The sequence below is a fragment of the Gammaproteobacteria bacterium genome (assembly GCA_041395445.1).
Classification (GTDB): domain Bacteria; phylum Pseudomonadota; class Gammaproteobacteria; order Xanthomonadales; family Marinicellaceae; genus NORP309.
Genome location: JAWLAO010000004.1, coordinates 133,141 through 155,199, shown reverse-complemented (window position 1 = coordinate 155,199; position 22,059 = coordinate 133,141). Strand labels below are relative to the sequence as shown.

Genomic DNA, 22,059 nt, shown 5'->3' with positions numbered 1-22,059 from the left:
TATCAGCCCTGAGCCAGTCGAAACTGAATGAGTACCATAAATAATTCATCCACAAAGTCCTTTTGATCGCTCGTCAATACATTACGAATTTCTTTCTTCATGTGTTCTTTGGCAACAATTATCTGAGAAAGAAGTTCACCCTGTCTATCAGCTATTTCCTGCAAAAAAGTTTCATCAACCTGATCTTCGCCAAGGTTATTTTCAATCAATAATTGTCTGTTATTCAGCATTTCATTCGCTTTATATGCCAATACGGGTGCATAGGAGAAAACGACTCCTCGGATGTCACTCCGTTGCTGATCTGTCAAATTAAACTCATCAGCTAAATCAGCAATCTGCTGCATAATCCCCATTGCGTTACCAATCATGGTTTTATTGGCAAATGCTGTGGTCGTTGTCAAAGCAATGAAGCAAGTTAGGAGAACTATTGTTTTAAATATTTTCATGTGATTTCTCCTTAATATTTGCTTGGGCATTTGATTTCATTGCCATTGGCGTCATAGCAAGCATGATTGTGATTGACCCCTGAATTCGAATCATAAGTCGTATCACCTTGATAAGAGTTCCCGTTATTAGCTGTTGCCGTCGTAGAACGCGCACCAATCACTCCACCACCGGCTGATCGACTGAACCCTCCGGATGTTGAAGCTGAACCATTGGCACCTGTAGCAGCAGCTCCACCTTGGTAATTTACATTTCCTGAACTATCAGCTGTGTATGAACCAGCCCTGAAACCAGCACCTCCATTTGGACCTTTTACAGCAGTTGCGCCACCGCCAGTTGCTTGCCCTTGTCCGTTTGTGGTCGTTCCTCTGGCTCTGGCAAATCCTCCGCCATTCTGTCCTTTAGCTGCAGCGCCTCGGGCTGTTGTTACACCGCCGTCTGCATTTTCAGTTTTGACACTTGCTTTGACTCTTCCTCCTGCATGAACAGGATTCATAATCATTAATGTGGCTCCTAAAAATAAGGCTGTAATTGTTTTTCTGTCTAAATGAATCATAATTTTGCTCCGTAAGTTTTGTTAAACGTAGGTGCATTATGAAATCATGATGTAACACCAATATGAGCAAAGTGTAACAAAATGTAATAATCAACCTTAATCCCAAAAGTCTGATAAAATGTGAAACTCTGAGGTGAATTATTTAATGAGTAAAATTCTGAACATATTGATTGTTGATGATGACTTGAAACTACGTTCTTTGCTGAAAAAATATCTGTTGGAGCAAGGTTTCTTTGTTTCTGATGCCGCAAACACCACAGAAGCGGATCAAGCAAGGATTAAAGATCAATTTGATGCGATTATTTTAGATTTAATGATGCCCGGCGAAAACGGTCTGGATTTTTGTAAACGACTGAGACACTCAGGAAACAATATTCCCATTATCATGTTATCCGCTCAAGGAGAGGACATTGACAAAATCATCGGTCTGGAAATGGGCATGGATGATTATCTCTCCAAACCTTTTAATCCCAGAGAGCTTGTTGCCCGTATTAAAGCGATAACCAGACGCCCACAAGCTGATACTATTTCTTCAACTGAGACTATCTATCGTGTTGGAAGGTTTGATTTTGATACAGTTAAGAGACATTTAAAGTCCGAAAAAGGACAAATAACTGCTTTGACTTCCAGCGAATACGATTTGCTCAAAGCCTTAGTTGAGAATGTCAATATCCCTCTATCCAGAGACAAAATCATGCAAATTCTTCATTCCAAAGAATTTGAAATTTATGATCGGAGTATTGATGTGTTGGTTTCCCGTTTGCGGAAACTGGTAGAAGAAAACCCTGCAAAACCGGAACTGATTAAAACAGTCTGGGGTGTTGGTTATGTATTTGTGAGTGATATTTAAGGCATTGTCATGAAAAAGTTTTTCAATTCAACATACTCACAGATGACAATTATGTTTGGTGTGTTGTTACTGATTAATTTTACAATCGTGTTGTTTGTTTTTCGCACATCAACTTTTTCACCGGCTGCCAAACAAATGGCGCAACAAATCAATAATCAAATGCTGATAATTAAGCATCTCCTAAACGAGAAAAATTTTGATCAAAGTAAAATTAAACTCAATGAGATTTATACAAATGGAGAAGTACTCATTAAAACGAGATCTCCATCAGATCATTTTCCACAGATTCAATTTTATCAAGAGCTAAAAAATCAACTTGACAAACAAAACATCCGTACAGCATTTCTGCAAGCCGATGGTGAACCCCCTCGTTTATGGTTGCAACCCACATGGACAAAAGAGTATTGGTTGGGCTTCGCTTTTTACTCTTACATCGACAATATTTCAGCTTTGTTTTTGGGTCTGGCTATCACCTTATTTTTACTGACTCTATTGGCTTCCTTTTTTTTCAGCCGTTATATGTTGAAACCATTCAAACAGCTTGCATCAATGGCAAAATCAATCGTTCAAGGTGAAAATTCTGATAAAAACTTACCTGTTAAAGGAACACTCGAAGTTCAAAATTTGACAGAGCTGGTAAAAAATTCTGCCATACAAATTCAAAAACTGAATCAAGAAAAAGAAATTCTGTTAGCTGGTGTTTCACATGACTTACGCACACCGCTTGCAAGAATGAGATTGCAAACAGAATTCATGTCAGATGATGAAATGCGCGAAAACATGAATAATGAAATTGATGAAATGAACCAAATCATCAACGATTTTATTGCTTTTGTTAAACTTGGTAGCGAAGAAAAGTTCGAAAACACCGATTTAATAACAATCATTCAACAAAGCATGGAGCCATATCTACAACAAGGAAAACAGATTGATTTTAAAACTGATATGAGCAAATGCCATTTAAAACTCAAACCAATCAGTATTAAAAGGATGTTAACAAATATTTATGAAAATGCTTTCAAATACGGAAAACCGCCGGTAAAAATCACACTGGAAAAAGAAAGTGATTTAGTAAAAATAATGATTTATGACCACGGAAAAGGCATTGCAGAAAAAGACTTTGAGAAAATATTTGAACCGTTTGTTATGGCACAATCCAACGAGAACGAATACGGCTCGGGATTGGGTCTTTCAATCGTCAAAAAACTAGCCCAACAAAACAACGCCCGAGTTTCTGCAAGTAACTACATCAACGGCGGATTGCAGATTGAGATAGTGATTAAATGTTAATGTTCGAGTGGTCTTAACTGCTTTGAAACTTTATGTAAAATGCCATTGATGAAGGTATGAGAGCCTTCGCCTCCATACTGTTTTGCCAGTTCGATGGCTTCGTTTAATATCACTTTATAAGGAGTTTCGATATGATTTTTCAATTCAAATACGGCAAGCAACAGTATTGACTTTTCAACTTCTCCAACATCGTAAGATGATCTTTCAACGAGGGGAGAAACTTCTTTTTCGTAGGAGTCGATATTTTCAATGATGTTGTGCAAGGATTTTTGGAAAAAAGCCTGATCGACTTTCGCCATGTCTTGCTCAGTCAAAAACTGAGTGATAATTGTAGAAACTGGTGATTCGTTCAATTGCCATTGATAAAGTGCCTGAACCAATCGTTTTCTGGCTCTTCGTTTGGCTGCTAAGTGTTCAGGTATTTTTTTTTGTTTCATTTTCAATCCTTGTAAACGGGGAATTGGTTGCAAAGTTTAACCACTTGAGTTTTTACATTATTAATCACATCATCATTGTCAATATCATCCAAGATATCAGCTATCCAGTTGGAAATTTGGATAAATTCTTCTTTGCCAAATCCTCGAGTTGTTCCGGCAGGTGAACCCAAACGCAAACCCGAAGTGACAAATGGTGATTTCGGATCATTTGGAACAGAATTTTTGTTAACTGTGATATGAGCCTCACCTAAACGAGCTTCTGCATGTTTTCCTGTGATGTTTTTACTGATTAAATCAAGTAGGAACAAATGGTTTTCAGTTCCTCCTGAAACAATGTCGTAACCACGTTGAATTAGGGTTTTTGCCATAATATCAGCATTCTCTACAACTTTTTGCTGGTAGGACTTAAATTCCGGTTGCAAGGCTTCATTGAAAGCGACAGCTTTCGCAGCAATGATATGCATTAAAGGCCCGCCCTGAATTCCCGGGAAAACGATAGAGTTAAGTTTTTTCTCAATTTCGAGATTGGATTTTGCAAGAATAATTCCACCACGAGGACCACGCAGAGTTTTATGCGTAGTTGATGTGGTAACATCAGCGATATTGACTGGGCTTGGATACACTCCTGCGGCTACAAGACCGGCAATATGAGCCATATCCACCATGAAATAAGCACCGACTTCGTCAGCAATCTCTCTGAATTTTTGCCAGTCAATTTTTTTGGAATAAGCTGAAAAACCACCAATAATTAGCTTCGGTTTATGTTGTAATGCCATATCGCGAACATTTTCAAAATCAATATTACCGTCAGCATCAATACCGTATTGAACGGCGTTAAATATTTTACCGGAAAGATTGACTTTGGAACCATGAGTTAAATGCCCGCCATGATCAAGACTCATACCTAAAATCGTGTCACCCGGTTGCAAAAGTGCAAAATAAACTGCCTGGTTAGCTTGAGAACCGGAATGTGGCTGTACGTTGGCATAATCAGCTTGAAATAATTCCTTTACTCTTGAGATTGCCAGTTGCTCTGCAATGTCAACATATTCACAACCACCATAATAGCGTTTGCCGGGATAACCCTCAGCGTATTTATTGGTCATCTGACAACCTTGTGCTTCCATCACGGCAGGAGAAGTGTAATTCTCGGAGGCAATCAATTCGATATGGTGTTCCTGACGTTGATTTTCCGCAACAATGGCATCCCAAAGTTCAGAATCGGTTTTTGCAATCGTATCTTTTTTGCTAAACATGGCTGTATTCAATCATTTACCGGCTAAAGAGCGATATTTTACATTGTAAAATTTGTGAAAACATTTGAATATCACAATTTAATGATAATAATTGGAATAAATTGATTTTATTTACGATTCAAATGAAACCACCAATCTGTGAAGTGTGTCATCTGGATTTCCGACATGAGCTGGAAAAAAATCCAGCGGCCGGAGGATTGGTTTATTTCAGCGACTACCAAACACTTGGTAATGGTATGGCTGGACATCCAAAAGGTTTGGGGTGGTTTTGCGCAAAGCATTTAAAAGATGCTCAGTTTTTATCATCACTGAGTAAGCGGATGGCAATGGAGCAACTCAGAAGAAAATTCAACAACTTCGGGTAATTAAAGCGTTTTCCGCCCATAATTCATCATTGATTATTATTAACTGACAAATTCCTTATTATCACTTTCAGCTTGGTACGTTTTCGATTTATAATAGGCGTTGATTTTAAATATTGAAAAAGCGGAATCAATTATGAAAAAAGTTTTTATTTTTATGTCTTTAGTATTTGCATCTTTGTCTTTTGCCGGAGATGTGGAATCAGGGAAAGCGAAGTCTGCAATGTGTGCATCCTGTCATGGTGCAGACGGAAATAGTGTGAATCCGGTTTGGCCAACTATTGCTGGCCAGCATGAAAACTATATTTCCAGACAACTGTCTCTGTTCAAAAGTGGCGAAAGAAAAGCCACAGTTATGGCAGGAATGGTTGCTGCTTTGAATGAAGAAGACATGAAAGATTTGGCTGCTTACTTTAATGCACAAAAAGCAGCAAAGAAAGCTGCTGAACCTGAACTGGTAGCTTTGGGTCAATCTATTTTCCAGGGTGGAAAGTCCGAATTAAATATTCCGGCTTGTATGTCATGCCATGGAGTTGCAGGTGAGGGAAATCCATTGTCAGGATATCCGATTGTTGCCGGACAACATGCTGCTTATAATGAACAACGCCTGAAAGATTTCCGAGCAGGAGAGACTGTAAAAAATGCTGATGATGTGAATGGAAATATCATGGCAAGTGTTGCGAAATATCTGAGCGACGATGAAATTAAAGCCGTTGCCAGCTATATGCAAGGTTTATCTTCAAAATAGAATTTGAACTTCATGGTTGGATTACAGTCCAAGTCCACTCATAAATTAATTCAAGGAGTTTAAGTATGAAATTTGCATTTGTTTTGCTTTTTCTGGCGGTTTTTTCTATTAGCGCTCAAGAATCTCAAAATACTCAATCTGCTTTTAGTAGTGGGTTGCATTACACCGAATTGAGTCCGGCTTATGAAACCGGGAACGATAAACAAGTTGTTGTGTATGAGTTTTTTGGTTATATGTGTCCACATTGTGCTAATTTTCAAACTTATATGAAACCATGGCATGAAAAGCTACCTGAAAATGTAACTCTGGTTAGAGTTCCAGTTGTCTTCCAACCGGGTTGGGATGTGTATGCAAAAGCTTATTACACAGCTGAGTCAATGGGAATACTCGAGCAAACTCATCAGGCAATGTTCGATGCACTTCATAAAGAGCGCAAAAGATTTTCAACACTGGAACAAGTCGCGGATTGGTATGCCGAAAACTTTAATGTTGATAAGGAAGCATTTTTATCAACTGCAAAATCTTTTATGATTGATTCAAAAGTGCGTCAATCGACCAATATGTTTCAAAGAATGCAAGTAACATCAACTCCGACTTTGGTTATCAATGGTAAATATAAGCCTAATGTTAAAGCATTGGGAAGTTACAATGCACTATTTGAGTTAGCAACATTCTTAGCTGACAAAGAAGTCGCAGAAATGAGCCTTAACACACAATAAGGAAATCATTCGATTTATGAAAAAAATACTTTTAATTTTAGCGGTTTTATTATTTGTTGTCTCTTGCTCTGAGGAGCAAGAACAAGTTTCGGAACTTGATAAAGAGTTACAAATGGTAAAGGAGAGCACAAAAAAACCGGAACCTGAAATCCAAAAGCCGCAACAGCCAAGATATACTGAAGGAACTGACTATGTAACTCTTGAAGCTCCGTATGATACCGAGAATGCCAGTCAAGTAATTATTTACGAATTCTTTGGTTATACTTGTCCGCATTGTTTTCATTTCGAACCAACGATGGAAGAATGGTTAAAGAAAAAACCTAATGTTGCAAAATTGGTCAGGGTTCCTCTTAATTTTCATCCAAGCTGGGCTGTTTATCAACAAGGTTTTTTGACAGCTGAATCAATGGGCGTGGCTGAGCAAGTTCATAATAAATTATTCTCTGAGATTCATGAAAATCATAAAAACTTTACCAGTATTGAGCAACTTGCTGAATGGTATGCTGAAAACACTGGTATAAATAAAGATGAATTTTTAAGTACAGCAGACTCTTTTATTCTGGATTCCAAATTAAGAAAAGCCGATAACATGGGCTTTCGCATGCAAATTACCGGAACTCCATCAGTTGTTGTGAATGGTAAATACAAAGTTCAGAATAACTCCAAAGATCAAAAGCATACAATTGGGGTCATTAATTACCTGATTGCAAAAGAAGCTACCGAAATGGGATTGATTAAATAACATTCAAAATATTTCTAAACCATGAAAACCCGTGTGACCCCACGGGTTTTTTCGTTTTCAATAATATAAAAGAAGACCTTTGTTCGATTCTGAGTAATTGGGAAAATGCATTTGACTTGTTGTCTTAACAGAGTTTAAGATATATTTTTTTGCTCTCAATCTGTATTATGACTTCTGATAATAAAAACATCTCTGAAATTAAAGCCGATAAAGAAACAGTTATTATTAATACGGAACTCAGTTTGTTTGAGGCCTTGATTCCCGTTGTCGCACTCATATCAATGCTTGCATACAATATCTTTTTTGTTGAGGATCAGGAGTTGCTGGGAGCTTATACCAATCAGTACATTTTACTAATCAGTGGATTGATTGCAGCAGTTGTTGGTTTCTTCAATAAGGTTGGTTTTAACTTGATGCTCAAAGAGGTGTGGGAAAATCTTCGCACTGTGTTTATACCGATAGTCATTTTAATAATGGTTGGTGCATTATCCGGAACATGGTTATTCAGCGGAATTATTCCGGCAATGGTTTATTATGGATTAAAAGTTTTAAACCCGGAGGTCTTTCTGCCGGCATCGGTTGTAATTTCCATCATTATTTCAATAGCTACAGGAAGCTCCTGGACTACCTCAGCGACCGTTGGTATTGCTCTCATAGGAATTGGCACCGCTCTGGGAGTTCCAACAGGGATGGTTGCCGGTGCCGTTATTTCGGGAGCTTATTTTGGTGATAAAATGTCACCACTCAGCGATACAACCAACCTGGCTCCGGCAATGGCAGGAACCGATTTGTTTACCCATATTCGTTATATGACTTATACAACAATACCAACCATACTTATTACAATTGTTGCTTTCACGATTATCGGTATGAATGTGAACACTAACGGTAATGCCGATATTAATTATTTACTTCACGATATCGAAAACTTATTTCATATCACTCCATTGCTGTTTATTGTTCCGGCTGTTGTGGTTGTATTGATTGTTTTTAAAGTCAAACCGTTTATTTCATTATTTATAGGTGTGATTGCAGCTGCAGTTTTTGCTTTAATATTTCAATCAGATTTGCTCAAATCACTTCCCGACTCACAATTATCAACTATCACACAGTCTATTTTTATAGAAACATCTATTGAAACTGATAACAAAATTTTGAGTGAATTATTCAATGCAAAAGGCATGCTTGGAATGTTATGGACCATTTTATTGATTATTTCTGCAATGGTATTCGGAGGTATCATGGATGGAATCGGTGCATTGGAGCGAATCACAGAATTTTTGCTAAAAATGGCGAAATCGGTATTCGGGCTTTTTTCCAGCACGGTTGCCAGTTGTATGGGCTTGAATATCTTGGCATCAGACCAGTATCTTGCGATTGTGATTCCCGGCAAAATGTATGAAAAAGCTTATAAAGACAGAAACTTGGCACCTGAGAATCTCAGCCGGACACTGGAGGACAGTGGAACAGTCACTTCCGCATTGGTTCCCTGGAATACTTGCGGAGCTTACCAATCAAGCACCCTTGGAGTTGGTGTTGGTGAATATTTTGCTTATGCGATTTTCAACTGGCTCAGTCCAATTATGACGCTAATATTCGCAGCATTCAGAATTAAAATTCGCCAGTTGATAAAAAGCTAAATCATTCAAATCCGTTGTAGAAGATTAAATCACTTGGAAGTGCTAAAAATAGCACAAAACCATCATGGTCGGAAACCCTCAGCGAAGTTGTCGAATCGCTTTCATAACTGAGGTTGACGTCTGACTGTCCTCTTGCATATCTCATTTCATTGAAATAAGACAATGCAGTATCATTCAGCAAAGCATGATCCAGAACTTGAGCACTTCCTGCGAAGATATAAGAATACTGCTGAGACGATACCAGTGTTTGAACGGCATTAGTTAAAGGACTGGATGCAAACAATGGAGCTGACCACCACTCATTATCGAGTTCATCAGCTGTTCCGGTGATTTGTCCAATCATATCGACATAACCGTCAGTAAACTGGAAGGCATTGAAGTCACCTAATGTAACAACGGCTTCTCCCGGATTATTTGTTTGAATCGAATCAATCATATTGGCAACCGAGTTCGCTTGCTCGAATCTCTTTTCACGGACACGGGTGCTTTCAGTCCCTTCAATTCCACCACGGGAACGCATGTGGACAACCAGCAGGTGCAAGTCCATTGAATCTGCCCCCAATGTAATGGTTGAATCCATGTGCAAAGGTGGACGATCATGCAATAATGCTCCGTTTGAACTCTGTGTTTCAGATGCTCCTAATTGTGTCACTCCATTGACTGTTACGATACTCGCCTGATACATAAAGCCGACATCAATGCCACCACGATCATTTCCTTCAACTAAAACAGTTGTATATGTTGGTCCGCCATTTAGAGTGATTCGAGCTGATAAATCATTCAAAACATTAATATTTTCGACTTCTTGCATAGCAATGATTAAAGGGGACTTAAGGTCATTGATAAAATATTTTGATAACTTATCAAGTTTGAGCTGATATGTTGGTGTATCTAAAATTGTATCGTCATCTTCAATGCCCGGATCATCAACATCGTTAAAAAATCTGTATAAATTGGCAGAAGCCACCGTTGCTTCTATATTGCTGTGTCCTCTCACAGGTGCCGGCGTCACGTTTTCATTGATGATATTGATTTCAGAAGGCCAGATTTCATATTCTCCAAAATCATAGCCAAAAACACCTTTAATAGAAACTTCTGTGCCGCCGGTGTATTTTGCTAGCGGTAATGTTAAACCATCTATATCCATCTCCAGAATTTCCGGGTTCCCATCAAAAAGTGGCAATTCATGAATTCCCGGGTAATCTATACCCGGTTCCCTGAATGCACGGGCACTTCCGGCTCTGACAAAAACATCATCATCATTTGGAAAGAAGAATCCGGCAAATCCGGAACTGATAAATCCCTGAGGCATATCAAAGTGCATGCCTTCCAGACATTCGTATTTATGTGTGGTTTGGTCGGTTGAACATACAGCATCTTCAGGATTGTTTGGTGGGAAGCTATCATTCAACAACACAGCTGTTGGAAGTGAGTTTCCACTGGATTGTATAATCACTGATACACCACCAGAGAATTCGGTAAAATCAAAATATTCGACAATTCCCCCGGACACATCAACCAAATCTCCTATCGAATATATAGTTTGAGGGTCTGGGTTTGTTCCAGTATAAACAAATATACCGTTGGATGTATTGCTGTCTCCATCATCACGGGCATCCGGTGTCTGCATGAAAAAACCATTGGTATCAAGAGCCGTTACAATATTGCCATTTGAACTGACAGTGAAACCATCATAGGCTGATGTTATTGAGTCTCCCTGAATTTCCCAAATCTCCAGATTCGGTGTTCCTGTGGCAAATGACCAACTATAATTGTCACCACCAATGATATCACCATTTCCATCCAGTTGGTCATCTCCACCATCAGTATCAGTAATCTCAGAGGCAATCAATGTCACGGTACAAAAGGAGTTGTCAGGCAATGCAGAGTCCGGCGTCAGTGTAATAACATCAGAAGTCAAAGGCAAACCGCTATAGCTCAAATTACCTGTTCCGCAATCAATTGTAGCCGCCGATGCTGTTGCTACGACCTCTTCACTAAAATTGACGGTAATTGTAGTGCTTGTTGATACCTGAGAAGCACTTTCCGCTGGAACAGTTGAACTAACCTGCGGAGGAATATCTCCGGTGACACAACCATTAAAAAAACTACCATCATGTTTTGTACCCGGTGAAAATAAGCTGCCGCTTGTTGTAGTGCTGTGAAGAACAAAACTTCCCGTAATGTCTGGGTCTCTAGTGAATGATTGATCTTCTTCTCCAAAATCACCATAAATCTCTGATGCTATAATTACATCGCTATCATTTTTTAAAGTAATAGTATCTCCATCATTATTTAAAGCTAGACCATTTGATGCGGTTTGTACAGTTGAACCGCCAAATAAGCCAGTAGGACTCCCACCTCCGAAAACCACTATAGAACACTCACCTGAAACAATGGTATTAGCAGGAAAAGTGTATCTTACTTGCGAGCTATCACTTAATGTCCAACCGGAAATATCCAATGGATCAATTGAATTATTATAAATTTCAACAAATTCATCATCAGAACCATCTCTAACACCATCGCCGTTGGCATCTCCCGCTAAACCAGCTGCAGGGTCAGCTTGAAATTCGTTAATTACAACATCCGGCAATACTCCTTTCGGAGATACAGGGTGGTTGATAGATAAAACCTCAGTTGTAAAAAATACAACCAATAATAGATAAACGTGTTTGTTGAACATTGTTTGAATACCTTTGCTTTTTCGGAGAATCCCAACATTTTAAGGTAAAAAACGAATAATTCATAAAGCATAAGGTTTAATTTCTAAAGAGTGAGTGAGAAAATCATAAAAATTCATCATTTTGAAACTTTTTACATTACATTAGCTATCCCATAAACATATTCATGAATATGCTGAGATTCCGTGGCGTTCTGTTTTATAATTGAACTTTCAATTGTACAAATGTCAAAGGCTATAAAAAAACAACACCTATGTATCTCGATTCTTTCGGTTTTGACGAACCTCCATTTTCAATAACGCCAGATCCTAAGTTTGTTTTTCTCAGTGAAAAACATCAGGAGTCTTTGGCACATTTGGTTTATGGAATTACCAGAGGAGGAGGTGCCGGTTTTGTGCAACTCACAGGCGAAGTCGGAACCGGAAAAACAACGATTTGTCGTTTGCTTTTAGAACAAATTCCTGAAAATACTCACATCGCTTTAATTTTGAATCCATGCATCACGCCGATTGAGTTACTGGAAAATATTTGCAAAGAATTAAAGATTTCGCTGAGAGGTATAAAAGGAAAGTTGAACCGAATGGTGGATAAGCTGAATGATTTTTTATTGAACTCGTGGGCAAAAGGCGAAAACACGGTTGTTGTGATTGATGAGGCGCAGAATTTACCTCGTGATACTTTAGAACAACTCCGATTATTAACAAACTTAGAAACCGACAAACAAAAATTACTCCAAATCATTCTCATCGGACAGCCGGAGTTGCGAACAACGATGAGACGCAATGATTTGCGGCAACTGGCTCAAAGGGTTACAGCCCGATACCATTTAATGCCTTTATCCGCTGAAGAAACACAAAAGTATTTGTCACACAGAATCAATAAGGCAGGAGGCGATTTTAATATCATTTCCAAACCCGTAGCCCGAAAAATATATCAATTGACGGGTGGCGTTCCCCGGTTGATTAATATTTTGACAGACAGAAGTTTGTTGGCTGCTTATTCTGAAAACTCTGAAAATATAACAAAGAAACATGTAAATACTGCCGCTAATGAAGTTCTGCCCGAATCTAATCCGACTCACCAAAATAGGAATAATACATCCTACTATCTGTTGAGCTTAGTTTTATTGATGATTTTAGCCGGGTTGATTTATTGGTTTGGATATAGAAATCACACACAACCTTTAGTGACTGAAATGGCAGAAAACAACATTTCGACCAATAGCACTTTTGAATACTCATCCAATGCAATGGTTTGGGAAAGCTATCTCAAACTTTGGGATTCCTCTTCAAACAAAATCTGGTCAAAAACAACGTGCCCGGAAAGCAAAGATTCAGGTCTCGCATGTATGAGACGCCAAGGTAATTTACAACAGATTAAAAAACTGAATCGCCCTGTTGTGCTGTTAGTTAATGACAAACTGATTTTATTGGAAAAAATAAAATCAAGTCAAATTGGCTTAAAAGACAAAGATAACAATCTTATTTTTCTGAGTGAAAACTGGTTACGCGACGAATGGTTGGGAACTTATTTCATTCTCTGGCCGATGCCGGCTCAGTTGCTCGATAATCCTGACGCGAAAGAATTAAATCGCTGGAGTCTGGAAATGGCAAATTCCATTTCGACTCAGAAAATAGATGATATGCAACTGAATGACTGGATTATTGATTTTCAACGTTCTAATGGTTTGCTCGATGATGGTATAATCGGCTCTGAAACTCAAATGGCGTTGAGCCTAAGTGCTTATAACGGACCAACTTTAAAATAAAATTATGTCAACAATATTAGATTCTTTAAAAAAATCTTCCAATCAACGTAACGATAATGAAAAAAGTTCGTTAGATGGGTTTAAATTTGGTTCCTCCTCAAATTCAAAAACGGGCAACCTGAGATTGTTGTTTTGGATATTCTTTATCATCATTTCGGTATTTGTTACATATTGGTTCGGTTTTAGAGAAATTGAATATACAGGTGAGTCAGAACTAATCGAAACTCCAAATCAAACAGCACAACAAGTTTCCAAAGAAAATAAATTAAATATAAAGAACAATCGTTTGGCGAATGGAAATAAAAAAGCCAAACCAAATTCTGAAGAGGTCAAAAAGCAACTGAATCAGAAACAACCGGTGAGCCAGTCTCAAAATCCAGATCAAGCTGTGGTGGCTAAGCAAAAGCCTGAAAATAATAAAGCGGAAGAAAATAGGGCGCAAGCTGAAATAAAAAATGATTCTGCTCAAAAACCAAAGGTTGAGCCAAATAAAGAATCTGACAATAATGATTCGCTAGTTGATTCTCAACCTATTAAGTCTCAAAACGAACAGTCTGTTATTAAAGAAGTTCCTGAAATGATTAAACAGCAGGAATATCCCTTTGTGTATCAGTTACCTTTCAATATCCGTAAAGAAATTCCGAAAATCAAACTTAATATTCATATTTACGACCAAAATAAGGAGAGTCGATTGGTTGTTGTGAATGGTGAAAATTATGAAATTGGAGATTTGATTGAAGAAACTCTGTTGATACACGATATTGTGCCGGAAGGATTGGTTCTGGACTTTAACGGACAGAAGTTTTTGATTCCTAAACTGTAATTATTTCTAAGGTTTTATTACATAAATGTCGGACTGACATGGAAAAGTCGTTCGACATCATTGATGTTTCGTTTGTCAGAAACAAACAAAATGATATGATCTTCATGTTCGACGACAACATCTCTATGAGCAATGATAACTTGATTGCCTCGAATAATACCACCAATAGTTGTGCCGGGTGGTAAGTTGATGTCTTGCAACTCTCTACCGATAACTTTTGAAGTCATCGAGTCGCCATGAGCAATCACTTCAATAGCCTCGGCAGCACCGTTTCTTAAAGAGTGAATTCGAGCCATGTTGCCTTTTCTGACATGTACAAGCAAACCACCGATGGTGATATGTTGCGGAGATATAGCAATGTCTATTTGGTCTCGTTCCAGCAATTGTGCATAATTATGACTGCTGATCAGAGTAAGAACTTTACTTGCCCCCATTTTTTTAGCTACTAATGCAGATAAAAGATTGGTTTGATCATCATTTGTAATCGCACAGAAAATATCAGTTTGATCAATATTTTCTTCATACAATATTTCTTCAGAAGTGCAATCGCCTTTGATAACAAGTGCTTTAGTTAATTCTTCTGCAATAAATCGGGAACGCCTTTTATCATTTTCAATGACCTTGATTGAGTGATCTTTTTCCAACATTTTTGCCAGACTAAAGCCAATATTTCCACCTCCGGCAAGAATCACTTTCTTAACCGGGCGATCTGCGTGACGCAGAGTTTGCATGACCAGTTTAATATCTTTTTTGGCGGCAAAAAAGAACACCATGTCGTTGATTTTTATAACCGTATCACCATCCGGTGAAATGGCCTGATTATCACGGAAAATTGCAGCCACTCTGGCATCCACACCCTCTGGCATATAATTATGAATTTCACGCAATTGATGTCCTATTAACGGACCTTCATCATCAGCGACCACGCCAACAAGTTGGGCCAACCCTTGAGCAAAGTCCATGACTTGAAGAGCTCCGGGATAATCAATCAGGCGACGAATATGCTCGGTAACCAGTCTTTCCGGACTGATAAAAACATCAATTGGCATGTGATCGGATTTGAATAACTCCGGATAATCGAGATATTCCGACTGTCTGACTCGAGCAATTTTTAATGGGGTGTGGAAAATACTGTGGCATACTTGACAGGCAACCATATTGATTTCATCACTATTCGTCAGAGCTACCACCATATCAGCGTCTTCGGCACCGGCACGAGTCAAAACACTTGGATGAGACGCATTACCATGAACGGCTTTTAAATCAAGCCTGTTTTGCATATCCATAAGTTTTTCAAGGTTGGTATCAACAACCGTAATATCGTTCTTTTCTTTCGATAAATGTTCTGCAATGGATGAACCAACTTGTCCGGCTCCTAAAACCAATATCTTCATGATTTACCCACTTCTTTAGGGTTGATATTCAACGCTCTTAATTTGCGATACAAGTGAGTTCTTTCCATTCCGGCAACTTCAGCTAATTTGCCAACTCTGCCATCAACAGCCTCAAGTTGATGAAGGAGATAATCTTTTTCAAACTCATCACGAGCTTCTCGTAGTGGTAAATGATACCAACTCTTTGTTCCTTGGTTACCGGCTTCTAATTTGTTCTGTTCCAGTAAAGATTCCACTTCTTCTTTGCTGATATCACCATCTCCTCCAAGAAGAAGTAGCTTCCTGACGGTATTTTTTAGCTCAAGAATATTATTGTTCCACTGATGGTTTCGTAATAAGTTTTGCGCCGCAAATGACATTTTCCGGTAAGGTGTATTCTCTAAATCCGGCAAAGTATTTACAAAATAATTTAATAATTCGGGAATATCTTCAGGCCTTTCTTTGAGCGAAGGAATTCTTAATCGAACTTCACTTAATATTTCAAACAATTGAGGACTAAAATAGCCATTTGCAACTTCACGACTTATTTCTTTTTGGCTAATTGTAATGAGTCCAAAATTTATCATTTGGACTGAGTTTTCACCAAACAATGTGAATTGTTTGTGCTTTAAGAATGATGTCAATAGTTTTTGTTGCTCATTATTCAATCGCTCAATATTGTTTAATACCAATGTGCCTCCTTGGGCTTGAACAAAAAGCCCTGAGGGTGAGGTTAATTTTTTCTCCAGTTCATCGACAGAGGTATCAACGTCCAACTTTATTAATGGACTGTTATTGCCATTTCGTTTTTCATGGATTAATAAGGCGATAGAGTTTTTTCCGGTTCCGTACTCACCTTCAATAAGCAGATTGTTTTTGGCTTGATACAACTTTTCCAGCTTCGAGCGCACGGATTGAATTGCTGCTGAATTCCCAATTGGTTCAATAATCTGAGTTTTCTCTATAATGGTCTCAGTTTTGTTTTGCTCAATTGTGCTGGAAACAGTTTGTAAAAGTTTTGCCAATGACAATGGTTTTTCGATAAAATCTTTAGCTCCAAGGCGTGTTGCTTCGACGGCTGTTTCTACTGTGCCGTGTCCGGACATCATAACAATTGGAGCTGCTACCAGTTGTTTCTCCAACCAACCTTTCATCAGGCTGATACCATCAATATCCGGCATCCAGATATCCAACAAAATAAGACTCGGAGAACTGATACTTAATTGTTGATTTGCCTCTTCTCCATTGGCAGCAGTGGCAACTGAATAGCCTTCATCCGCGAGGATGTCAGAAATCAGGTTCCTGATATCCGGCTCATCATCAACAATTAAAATGTGTTCCTGTTTCATTTTGAAATATTGGGCATGACAGGAAATGGCATAATATTTTCACCATCTTTGATTTCCCGAATTTTACAGGCTTGTTTTTTCTTGACCTCATCAATGCGGATAACACTTTGCATTGGCAGGTGTAAAACATTGATGTTTTTAAATTCTTCACGAAGCTTTTCTTCGGCAGGATCAATCACAATGCTTTGGTTTTGATCAAAAACCAACTCTCCAACATAAATAAAACCGTACAACTCACTTGAGAAAACATCTCTGGCGTACAGCTCATATATCTTGGATCGACAATAAAATATTACTTTATAAAGAATCTCATCATTCATGCTTTAATTCTACTCCTAATTAGCAATTCTATAAAGCCAGGCCAAAGAAAAACCTGTTATAAACCCGACCACATGACTAATCCAAACAATGGAATAATCCAGTGGGCTGACAAGCTGCAAAACAATCTGGATTCCTAACCAGATTAGAGATAACAGAAGTACAGGGATTTCCGCTTTCTGCATATAAAATCCGATGGGTATTATAATACTGATTTTCAACGAAGGAAATAAAACAATCCACGCCCCCAGTATTCCTGAAACGGCTCCACTAGCCCCGATGAGATAGTTCTCAGAACCGGAAAGGTAATAAATACAATACAAGTTCCCGGCAAAACCGGCAGTGAAATAAATCAGTAAAAACCAAAAGCCGCCAATTCTCTTTTCCAAAGGGAAAGCAATAATCAGAAATAAAATCATATTTCCAAACCAGTGTTTCCAGCTTCCATGTACAAATAGCGAACTGAGTAGTTTTAGCAAATAAAGCCATTGACTCTTAATTTGACTAATAATTTCATTAGGCTTTATGGCAAAGGTTTCATTGAGGAAACCCTTCTGATGAAAAAAATAGGAGGAAACCATTACAGCCAACGTCACTATCCAGATAATCAGTGAGAATGTTGGGAAACGATTTTTTTTCTTGTCTCTAAATTTAAGCAAAAGTTATCTTCGACACTTAAAACACACGGGTATAGTACATGATTTATATGATTTTTGCTTATTCCGGTCGAATTAATTATTTCTAAAGTCCAATTCAGGAAGCTCGGGTTTCTCAAACTCCAGATTTTCAATTTCAATTTCTGTTTCAATACCCAACTCTAACTGATTGATGATTTCAAAATTGTCAGCTAAAAGTTCATTGAGCTGACTCATTGTTTCGTCGAATCTAATTTTATCCCGAATTAAACCCTTGAGAATGACTTGATTCTCCGAAACTGTAATATCGGAGTATTTGATTTCAGAGATTGCAGGAATAAGTAATGCAATATTCTCGGCAAATTCAATTTTTTTAACTCCATCATCAATATAAATTTGGTGTGAGAGTGTATAGTCAGGAGAAACAGCCATAACATTTTCAATAATATCATCATGTTCTCTCTTATCATTCACGACACCACGAAGATAAATAATATGATTAAAACTATCAATCTGAATATTCAACTCGGCAAATAAGGGGGCTTCATTCTCGACAACTTTAATAAAGTCCTGCACCTCTGCTACATCACAAGTTTGTTGAATTTGACTAATCAAATGCTTATGTTGCTCTTTAGTTAATTCGCCTTCCAGTATCGGGAATTTCCCACGATTTTGTGTTTTGGAGGTTATGTTCTGCAAGTTGTTATCAGCGATGAGTTTATCAATACAATTAGAAATCCTTTTCTCTGTTCCCATCGACCAATAGAAAAAAAATGCAATTGAAATCAGAACTAAAGCAATAAATAATTTTTTACCCATAAAACTTTCTCACGCCAATTACTTTGTCAGACAATCAACTTTTCAAAAAGTTACTCTTTTTCTAATTTGTCGATATTTCTGAAACCTTTAGGTAATAAATTCCCGCGTTTGGCTCTGTTGCCGAGGAAGTTTTGTAAATCTTTCCACTTGATGCGAATATAACGAGCTCCTGACCAAACAAGGAAAGAATCGTCTTCACTAATGACCAACATATCAACCATATATTCCTCTCCGGAATTAAGTAGTTTTGGCGGAATATTTATCATCTTGTTGCCTTTTCCTTTCGCCAGTTGCGGTAATTCATGCACCGGAAAAGCCAATAAGTGACCGGCACTTCCCGCACAAACAATATAATCACTACTGACATCTTTTATGACTTTGGGAGGTAATGCGGTAAATCCTTTGGGAACAGAAATAATATGTTTGCCGGCTTTGACTTTCGAATAGAGATTTTCAGCTTCTGTCACAAAACCATATCCGGCAGAACTTGCCAGTAAAAGCATACTGTTCGGCTGTTCACAAACAGTTGCTACAAAATAACTTTCTTCCGGCAACTTGAATTTTGCCGTCAAAGGCTCGCCCTGTCCTCTCGCAGAAGGTAAGGTATTGGATAGCAGAGAAAATGAACGTCCGTCATTGCTGAGAAAAACCGCATTCAAGTTGCTTCGTCCTCGCGCATGATGAGCATATTCATCACCGGCTTTGTAACTGAGATTGGCTACGTCAATATCATGCCCTTTGGCGGCTCTGACCCAACCGGCTTTGGATAAAACAATGGTATTCGGCTCATTTGGAACGATACTGGTTTCATCAAAAACTTTAGCAGCTTCACGGTTAACAATCATGCTTCGGCGTTCATCACCATAAAGCTCAGTATCTTCCATGATTTCTGTTTTTATCAGTTTTTTCAATCGGGCTCGTGATTTTAAAGTTCCTGAAAGCTCGTCTCTTTCTGCCATCAACTCCATTTGTTCGGTGCGAATTTTCATCTCTTCCAATCGCGCCAGATTTCTTAATTTAGTTTCAAGAATGGCTTCAGCCTGAATATCTGTGAGTTTGAACGTAGCGATTAATGTTTCTTTCGGATTTTCTTCTTCACGAATAATACGAATGACTTCGTCTAAATCCAGATAAGCGATCAATAAGCCTTCCAGAATATGCAAACGAGCTTCCACTTTATCAAGGCGAAATTGCAATCGTCTGCGCACTGTTTCCGTTCGGAAAATTAACCACTCCTGCAATATTTTCTTCAAATCTTTAACTTGCGGACGTTTGTCCAGACCAATCATGTTGAGATTAACTCTGAAAGTCTTTTCTAAATCTGTGGTTGCATAGAGGTGACTCATTAACCCTTCATAATCAATACGATTCGAACGTGGAATAATCACCAAACGGAACGGATTCTCATGATCGGATTCGTCACGCAAATCTTCAATCATTGGCAGTTTTTTGGATTGAATCTGAGCGGCAATCTGATCCATCACTTTTGCTGGACTGGCTTGGTGAGGAAGAGCAGTGATAACAATATTCTTATCTTCTCTGTTATGCACACAACGCATGCGAATACTGCCTGTTCCATTGGTATAAATATCAATGATTTCCTCACGAGGCGTGATGATTTCAGCATCGGTTGGGAAATCCGGTCCCTGAACATGTTGACATAAATCCTCAATGGTTGAATCCGGGTGGTCAAGAAGTTGGAATAATGCTGCCGAAACTTCTCTTAAATTATGAGGAGGAATATCCGTTGCCATTCCCACAGCAATTCCTGAACCACCATTGAGTAAAATATTGGGCAATCTTGCCGGTAAAAATACTGGTTCCTGAAGTGTGCCGTCAAAATTAGGCTGCCAATCCACTGTTCCGTGAGGAACTTCCTGCAACATACATTTGGAATAAGCTGTCAAACGAGATTCGGTATATCTCATCGCTGCAAAAGACTTGGGATCATCCGGTGAGCCAAAGTTTCCTTGCCCGTCAACTAATGGATAACGATAAGAAAACGGTTGTGCCATCAATACCATCGCCTCATAACTGGCAGAATCACCGTGAGGATGGTATTTACCAATCACATCACCAATGGTACGAGCAGATTTTTTATGTTTGGATTTGGCTGATAAACCCAGTTCACTCATGGCATAAACAATTCGCCGTTGAACCGGCTTCAACCCATCGCCAACAAATGGCAAAGCCCTGTCGAGAACCACATACATAGAATAATCCAAATAGGCTTTCTCCGCATATTCGCCCATCGGCATGATTTCAAAATCGAGTATTTTTGACATTTATTCCGAAAATTTGAAAAAGCTCATTTTACACTTAGGTAAAAAAGATAGTAACACTAACAGAATAAAATACATTAAAAGGAAGTCATTCTATAAAAGTTATCCCGCTAAACTAAGTAACGAAACTCAGTTACCAAGAAACATTAGATTAATTTTGGTACCCATTAAAAAGAATTCAGATTATTTTTATTGTAAATGATAATCATTATCATTTACAATCTGGCTATTAATAACATTTAGAATGTGTGCGACAGGAAGAAAATTAATACAATGTACAAAATAATATTTATAAAAACTCACAATACCATTAAATTATCGTTGGAAAGCACCAAAAAAGTTATTCGACAATGGTGTGGTCAATTTGCAGAATTAATATTCTATCAAGAATTTCAGGGGTCGAATACTCACGTCAAGTCAACACACACATTGCAAAAAAATCAAGTACGAAAATTATTCTTGAACATCACATGCTTGCATCAGAAATTAATATACAAATACAACATAGATAGTGACTTGAGAAAAATAAAAATACCTAAAAACTTAATAAATATTGTCAAATCACTGTTGTTACAAATAAGAATAAACTCTTCTCACTCTGAGTATAGCGAATTGAAGAACTATTATATTGATGAATTCCTAAATTACAACATGGGTATCTTCGATGACACTCTGGATATACTTGTTGCTAATAAATTAATTCAGGCAATTTATACGGATGACGGTAAGTTATTCTTTGATAAAAACACACAACCTCATAATCATATTTACTTCAGTCAATATAAGAAACTCGTAGATTGTAGTACAGACATGACAGATTTCTTTTTAAAAAATAATATCATGGAGATAAAAAAAGACTCAAACGGACAGGTATTTACTCTCTATACAACCATTTGATTACTATAACTAAAACATAGCTCTATTTTTTGATTAATAACTTGAAGCTATATCAAACACCGATTAA

21 protein-coding genes are annotated in these 22,059 nt (G+C 38.0%); 10 read left to right on the top strand and 11 right to left on the bottom strand.

What is annotated here, in order from left to right:
* Positions 1 to 2 precede the first annotated feature (2 nt).
* Together R3F25_08700 and R3F25_08695 are read right to left on the bottom strand one after the other, a co-directional pair.
* Positions 3 to 446, bottom strand: coding sequence for a Spy/CpxP family protein refolding chaperone (locus tag R3F25_08700; GenBank protein MEZ5496897.1), 444 nt, complete (start codon positions 444 to 446; stop codon positions 3 to 5).
* 11 nt (positions 447 to 457) lie between these two features.
* A complete protein-coding gene (locus R3F25_08695; protein MEZ5496896.1) occupies positions 458 to 1,000 on the bottom strand; it encodes a hypothetical protein in 543 nt (180 codons plus the stop codon).
* Between the two features lie 145 nt (positions 1,001 to 1,145).
* Between R3F25_08695 and R3F25_08690 the strand changes: the two genes are divergently transcribed.
* On the top strand, positions 1,146 to 1,850 hold the full coding sequence (locus R3F25_08690; protein ID MEZ5496895.1) for a response regulator: 705 nt from the start codon (positions 1,146 to 1,148) through the stop codon (positions 1,848 to 1,850).
* A gap of 9 nt (positions 1,851 to 1,859) precedes the next feature.
* Entirely contained in the window at positions 1,860 to 3,140 is a 1,281-nt protein-coding gene (locus R3F25_08685; GenBank protein MEZ5496894.1) for an ATP-binding protein, read from the top strand.
* On the opposite strand, the gene nusB is transcribed toward R3F25_08685, so the two are convergent.
* Positions 3,137 to 3,577, bottom strand: a complete 441-nt coding sequence (gene nusB, locus R3F25_08680) for a transcription antitermination factor NusB (GenBank protein ID MEZ5496893.1) — start codon at positions 3,575 to 3,577, stop codon at positions 3,137 to 3,139. The genes R3F25_08685 and nusB overlap by 4 nt on opposite strands.
* Positions 3,578 to 3,579: 2 nt before the next feature.
* Complete coding sequence (gene glyA, locus R3F25_08675; protein MEZ5496892.1) at positions 3,580 to 4,833, bottom strand: serine hydroxymethyltransferase; 1,254 nt, start codon at positions 4,831 to 4,833, stop codon at positions 3,580 to 3,582.
* Positions 4,834 to 4,955: 122 nt separating this feature from the next.
* Here glyA and R3F25_08670 point away from each other — a divergent pair, with 122 nt between their 5' ends.
* The 5 genes from R3F25_08670 (at position 4,956) to nhaC (ending at position 9,044) form a co-directional block, all read left to right on the top strand.
* Entirely contained in the window at positions 4,956 to 5,198 is a 243-nt protein-coding gene (locus R3F25_08670; protein MEZ5496891.1) for a hypothetical protein, read from the top strand.
* Positions 5,199 to 5,331: 133 nt separating this feature from the next.
* Positions 5,332 to 5,943 (top strand): c-type cytochrome, encoded by a 612-nt coding sequence (locus R3F25_08665; protein MEZ5496890.1) that lies wholly within the window; start codon positions 5,332 to 5,334, stop codon positions 5,941 to 5,943.
* A gap of 65 nt (positions 5,944 to 6,008) precedes the next feature.
* A complete protein-coding gene (locus R3F25_08660; protein MEZ5496889.1) occupies positions 6,009 to 6,662 on the top strand; it encodes a thiol:disulfide interchange protein DsbA/DsbL in 654 nt (217 codons plus the stop codon).
* A 16-nt stretch (positions 6,663 to 6,678) separates the two neighbouring features.
* The gene (locus tag R3F25_08655) at positions 6,679 to 7,404 is read left to right on the top strand and encodes a thiol:disulfide interchange protein DsbA/DsbL (protein ID MEZ5496888.1); all 726 of its coding nucleotides are present in this window, start codon (positions 6,679 to 6,681) and stop codon (positions 7,402 to 7,404) included.
* 167 nt (positions 7,405 to 7,571) lie between these two features.
* Positions 7,572 to 9,044, top strand: a complete 1,473-nt coding sequence (gene nhaC / locus R3F25_08650; GenBank protein MEZ5496887.1) for a Na+/H+ antiporter NhaC — start codon at positions 7,572 to 7,574, stop codon at positions 9,042 to 9,044.
* Position 9,045: 1 nt separating this feature from the next.
* Here the strand turns inward: nhaC and R3F25_08645 are convergent, their stop codons facing one another.
* Complete coding sequence (locus R3F25_08645) at positions 9,046 to 11,730, bottom strand: lamin tail domain-containing protein (GenBank protein ID MEZ5496886.1); 2,685 nt, start codon at positions 11,728 to 11,730, stop codon at positions 9,046 to 9,048.
* Between the two features lie 251 nt (positions 11,731 to 11,981).
* On the opposite strand from R3F25_08645, the gene R3F25_08640 reads away from it, so the two are divergent.
* Both R3F25_08640 and R3F25_08635 read left to right on the top strand, forming a co-directional pair.
* Positions 11,982 to 13,496 (top strand): AAA family ATPase, encoded by a 1,515-nt coding sequence (locus tag R3F25_08640; protein ID MEZ5496885.1) that lies wholly within the window; start codon positions 11,982 to 11,984, stop codon positions 13,494 to 13,496.
* Between the two features lie 4 nt (positions 13,497 to 13,500).
* Positions 13,501 to 14,319: a general secretion pathway protein GspB gene (locus R3F25_08635; GenBank protein MEZ5496884.1), complete on the top strand. Its 819-nt coding sequence runs from the start codon at positions 13,501 to 13,503 to the stop codon at positions 14,317 to 14,319.
* 17 nt (positions 14,320 to 14,336) lie between these two features.
* Here R3F25_08635 and trkA read toward each other — a convergent pair whose 3' ends face one another.
* The 6 genes from trkA to parC form a co-directional block, all read right to left on the bottom strand.
* Positions 14,337 to 15,713 carry a Trk system potassium transporter TrkA gene (gene trkA / locus R3F25_08630; protein MEZ5496883.1) on the bottom strand — a complete coding sequence of 459 codons (1,377 nt, stop codon included), beginning with the start codon at positions 15,711 to 15,713 and terminating at the stop codon, positions 14,337 to 14,339.
* The gene (locus R3F25_08625) at positions 15,710 to 17,041 is read right to left on the bottom strand and encodes a sigma-54 dependent transcriptional regulator (protein MEZ5496882.1); all 1,332 of its coding nucleotides are present in this window, start codon (positions 17,039 to 17,041) and stop codon (positions 15,710 to 15,712) included. The genes trkA and R3F25_08625 overlap by 4 nt, the downstream gene beginning before the upstream one ends.
* Positions 17,038 to 17,361, bottom strand: coding sequence for a DUF1820 family protein (locus R3F25_08620; GenBank protein MEZ5496881.1), 324 nt, complete (start codon positions 17,359 to 17,361; stop codon positions 17,038 to 17,040). Before R3F25_08620 ends, R3F25_08625 begins: the two co-directional genes overlap by 4 nt.
* 15 nt (positions 17,362 to 17,376) lie before the next feature.
* Complete coding sequence (locus R3F25_08615) at positions 17,377 to 18,018, bottom strand: rhomboid family intramembrane serine protease (GenBank protein MEZ5496880.1); 642 nt, start codon at positions 18,016 to 18,018, stop codon at positions 17,377 to 17,379.
* A gap of 72 nt (positions 18,019 to 18,090) precedes the next feature.
* Positions 18,091 to 18,813: a hypothetical protein gene (locus R3F25_08610; GenBank protein ID MEZ5496879.1), complete on the bottom strand. Its 723-nt coding sequence runs from the start codon at positions 18,811 to 18,813 to the stop codon at positions 18,091 to 18,093.
* A 50-nt stretch (positions 18,814 to 18,863) separates the two neighbouring features.
* The gene (gene parC / locus R3F25_08605) at positions 18,864 to 21,098 is read right to left on the bottom strand and encodes a DNA topoisomerase IV subunit A (protein MEZ5496878.1); all 2,235 of its coding nucleotides are present in this window, start codon (positions 21,096 to 21,098) and stop codon (positions 18,864 to 18,866) included.
* A 270-nt stretch (positions 21,099 to 21,368) separates the two neighbouring features.
* Between parC and R3F25_08600 the strand changes: the two genes are divergently transcribed.
* Positions 21,369 to 21,992 (top strand): hypothetical protein, encoded by a 624-nt coding sequence (locus R3F25_08600; GenBank protein MEZ5496877.1) that lies wholly within the window; start codon positions 21,369 to 21,371, stop codon positions 21,990 to 21,992.
* Positions 21,993 to 22,059: the final 67 nt, after the last annotated feature.